Origin of the sequence: Nocardioides sp., assembly GCF_041600255.1 — a bacterium.
Taxonomy (GTDB): Bacteria; Actinomycetota; Actinomycetes; order Propionibacteriales; family Nocardioidaceae; genus Nocardioides.
Genome location: NZ_JBFIKK010000207.1, coordinates 1 through 3,682 on the forward strand (window position 1 = coordinate 1; position 3,682 = coordinate 3,682).

General features: G+C 73.2%; 4 protein-coding genes. All 4 read right to left on the reverse strand.

Features of this window, described 5'->3' with window-relative positions; all coding sequences use genetic code 11:
• Positions 1-477: iron-containing alcohol dehydrogenase (locus ABZE72_RS16235; RefSeq protein WP_372730075.1), on the reverse strand; the 477-nt coding region annotated here is incomplete at its 3' end.
• Positions 474-1,382, reverse strand: coding sequence for an NUDIX domain-containing protein (locus ABZE72_RS16240; protein WP_372730076.1), 909 nt, complete (start codon positions 1,380-1,382; stop codon positions 474-476). The genes ABZE72_RS16235 and ABZE72_RS16240, both read right to left, overlap by 4 nt.
• A 24-nt stretch (positions 1,383-1,406) precedes the next feature.
• Positions 1,407-2,204 carry a lysophospholipid acyltransferase family protein gene (locus tag ABZE72_RS16245; protein ID WP_372730077.1) on the reverse strand — a complete coding sequence of 266 codons (798 nt, stop codon included), beginning with the start codon at positions 2,202-2,204 and terminating at the stop codon, positions 1,407-1,409.
• 66 nt (positions 2,205-2,270) lie between these two features.
• Positions 2,271-3,536 carry a geranylgeranyl reductase family protein gene (locus ABZE72_RS16250; protein WP_372730078.1) on the reverse strand — a complete coding sequence of 422 codons (1,266 nt, stop codon included), beginning with the start codon at positions 3,534-3,536 and terminating at the stop codon, positions 2,271-2,273.
• Positions 3,537-3,682 lie beyond the last annotated feature (146 nt).

The following is a 3,682-nucleotide window of genomic DNA, read 5'->3' on the forward strand; positions in this document are numbered from 1 at the left end:
CAGCACGCAGATCGTGGTGCTCTCGCTGCCGGTGCCGGTGGTGGTCGGGATCGCCACCAGCGGCAGCAGCCGCTCGGTGGGCGCCAGGGCTCTGCCGACCGGGGCGTTGAGGTAGTCCATCAACTCGCCCGGGTTGGTGGTGAGCAGGTTGACCGCCTTGGCGGTGTCGATCGCCGACCCACCGCCGACGGCCACGATCGCGTCGAACGGCCCGGCGTCGCGGGCGAAGTCGATCGCCTCGCGCATCGAGTCGTCGGTCGGCTCCACGTGCACGCCGGCGTACGTCGTGACCTGCAGGCCGCGGGCGGCGATCTGCTCGGCGATCCGGGCCGGGTGGCCGGTGGCGGCCACGCCGGCGTCGGTGACCAGCAGCACCCGCTGGGCGCCGTACCCGCTCAGGTCGTGACCGACCTCGTCGGCGGCACCCGGGCCGAACTTCAACGCCGGCGCCGCGTAGGTGAACACGGTCTCGCTCACGGTTCCACCACCCTCAGGTCGGCGGCGACCCGCTGCGCCGCGAGCGCATGGGTGACCACCTCGAGCACCGGCACCGTCCCGGACTCGATCTCCGGGATCGGGATCCAGGCGACCTCGTCGGTCGTGCCGTCGGCCTCGACCACCCGCACGGTGGCCGCGTCGTCGACCGTGGCGGCGAAGATCAGGTGGATGCCGTGGAAGTCCTCGTGCCGGCCCGAGGGCGCGGTCCCGTCGAAGTGGGTGTCGTGCACGTCGACCAGCTCGCCGACCTCGCAGGCGATGCCGCACTCCTCCTGCACCTCGCGCTCCAGGGCGCTGCGTGGCGTCTCGCCGTGGTCGATGCCGCCACCGGGCAGGGTCCATGAGCCCGCGTGGTGCCCGCGCGACGAGATCCGGGTCAGCAGCAGGCTGTCGTCGCGCCGGACCAGGGCGTAGGCGGCGATCCGCTGCTGCCGGAACGGGCGGTGGTCGACCAGCGCCTCCTGGACCAGCGGTACGACGGGCACCCGGCCGGACAGCACGTCCGCCACCGGGATCCAGGCTGCCTCCGCGGTCGACCCGTCCACCTCGACCACCTGGGGAGCGGGGGCGTCCACCGGCACCCAGCCGTCGTACACGATGCGCAGGGCGTGGGCGTTGACCCGGCGGCCGTCGCGCCACACCCCGGGCAGGTGGGCGGAGTAGATCCGGGCCGCGGCACCGATCTCGGCGTGCAGCCCGGTCTCCTCGTGGATCTCCCGGATCACGGCGTCGCGGGGGTCCTCTCCGTGGTCGAGCCCGCCCCCGGGGAGCGTCCAGAGCTCCTGACTGGTCACGCTCGGCGCGAGACGGCTGAGCAGGATGTTGTCGTCGCGCAGGATCACGGCGTAGGCCGCGACGCGCTGACGCTTCGGCAGAGTCCCCATCCCCCGAGCGTAGTGGGGCGACGCTCAGCTGCTCGGGCGGACCGGGGGACCCCACGAGGGCGGGACCGCGCTGCTCGGCACCTCGTCGAGGTCGAGCGCGGCGCGCCGGTCGGGGGCGTGGCCACCCAGGTGTGCCGGGTGCCAGGGCGCGTGCTCGCCGGCACGCGGTCGGTGCGCGGGCAGGCGCTGCAGCCCTTCGAGCAGGTCGGTCAGGGCGTGACCGAGGCGGTGCGTCGCCTCCGCGAGGTCCTCGTCGGCAGCGACCGGCAGCGGAGCCCCGAAACGTACGTCGACCAGCCGGCCGCGGGCCAGTTCCGGCGGGCGCTCGCGACCCTCGGGCGTCCGACTGACGGTGGCGATCCGCTGCCCGCCCCACAGGGCCACCGGGACAATCGGGACGCCGGTCTCCCGGGCCAGCGCCACCGTGCCCGGCATCAACGAGCGCACCGTGAACGAGTGCGAGATGCCCGCCTCCGGGAAGACACCGACCGCTTCGCCGTCGGCGAGCAGGCGACGGGCGCGCAGGTACGCCGCCGCCGGCGCCTGCCGATCGACCGGGATGTGGCGCATCGCGTCCATCGCCCGTCGTACGACCGGGACGTGCCAGATGTCGTGGCGGCACATGAACCGCACGTGGCGACCGCGGCTCAGGGCGGCCTTGCCGACGAACAGGAAGTCCGGGTACGAGTTGTGCACGCTGGCGAGCAGGACCGGGCCGGACTCGGGCACGTTCTCCTCACCCGACCACCGGGTGGTCAGGCCCAGCCCGGCCATCGCCGTGCGGGCCAGGACCACGGTGGCGTCGTACCAGGGCTCCTTCACGGGGGCTCCTTCATCGGGGCTCCCTCACCGGGGCTGCTTCATCGCAGCGGGCTCACGAGAACGGGCTCACGAGAACGGGGGCCGGTGGTCGCGGGCCAGGGAGCGTCGACCGGCCCAGCGCCACACCCGGGCGGAGCGGTCGCGGTCCTCGTCGGTGACCAGGTTGCCCATCCAGCGCAGCGCGAGCGTCATCAGCCAGTCCGAGCGCATCCCCGCCGGGCCGAAGGTCGGCAGCACCCGGGGCACGGTGACCAGGCCGGCCAACCGCCGGGCGATCGAGAACGACTCGCCGTAGTGGTGGCGCAGCAGCTCCGGCCAGACGTGGGTCAGGGGCTGGTCGGCGGCCCGCTCGGCGAAGAGCTCCGCGAGCAGCCGGCCCGACTCCAGGCCGTAGTCGATGCCCTCCCCGTTCAACGGGTTGACGCAGGCGGCCGCGTCACCGATCAGTGCCCAGTTGGGTCCGGCGACGTTCGAGACCGCGCCCCCCATCGGCAGCAGGGCGGAGGTCGGCATCCTCAGGTCCCCGGTGAGCTGGAACTCGTCGCGGCGCTGCTCGGCGTAGAACTTCATCAACGGTCGGATCGCGATCTCCGCGGGACGCTTCAGCGTGGCCAGGGTGCCGACGCCCAGGTTCACCTCGCCGTTGCCGAGCGGGAAGATCCAGCCGTAGCCCGACAGGATCTCGCCCTGCTCGCCGCGCAGCTCGAGGTGCGAGCTGATCCAGGGGTCGTCGGACATGCCGGAGTCGACGTAGGAGCGACCGGCGACGCCGTACACGGTCTCGCGGTGCCACTCCCGGCCGAGCAGCTTGCCCAGCGGGGAACGGACGCCGTCGGCCACGACGAGGCGTCGGCAGGCGATCTCGAGCCGCTCGGGACCGTCCGGCCCGGACTGCTCGAGCACCACGGCGGCGACCCGCGACCCGTCGCGTCGTACGTCGACGGCGCGGGCGCCGTCGATCGCGACCGCCCCGGCCTTGATCGCGGTGGTGCGCAGATGGTCGTCGAGTTCGGTGCGGGCCACGGCAGAGCCCCAGTCGGGGAGGTTCCCCCCGGGCCACGGCAGCAGCAGCGTCTGGCCGAAGCCGTGCGCGCGCAGACCCTGGTTGACGGTGTGGGCGCGCAGCCAGTCCTCGAGCCCGAGGCGCTGGAGCTCGCCGATCGCGCGCGGGGTGAGCCCGTCGCCGCAGGTCTTGTCACGGGGGAAGACCGCGGAGTCGACCAGGACGACGTCCGTGCCCGCCTTGGCCAGCCAGGCTGCGGCTGCCGAGCCCGCAGGGCCGGCGCCGACGACAAGGACGTCGGTGGAGGTGGGGATGGCAGCGCTGGTCACGGGCCAATTCTCGCAGCCACTCCCCCGTCCACCCATTCGCCCCCGACGTCACCTGCCAGTTGTGGTTGCCGAAATGCCGCTGACCTGCCAGTTGTGGTTGCCGCAAATGCCGCCGACCCGTCACTTCTGGTTAACCAGAAGTGACG

Bases quoted from the DNA above. Each gene is read 5' to 3' on its own strand.
- ABZE72_RS16240 (WP_372730076.1), bottom strand. From the start codon at position 1,382: ATGGGGACTCTGCCGAAGCGTCAGCGCGTCGCGGCCTACGCCGTGATC.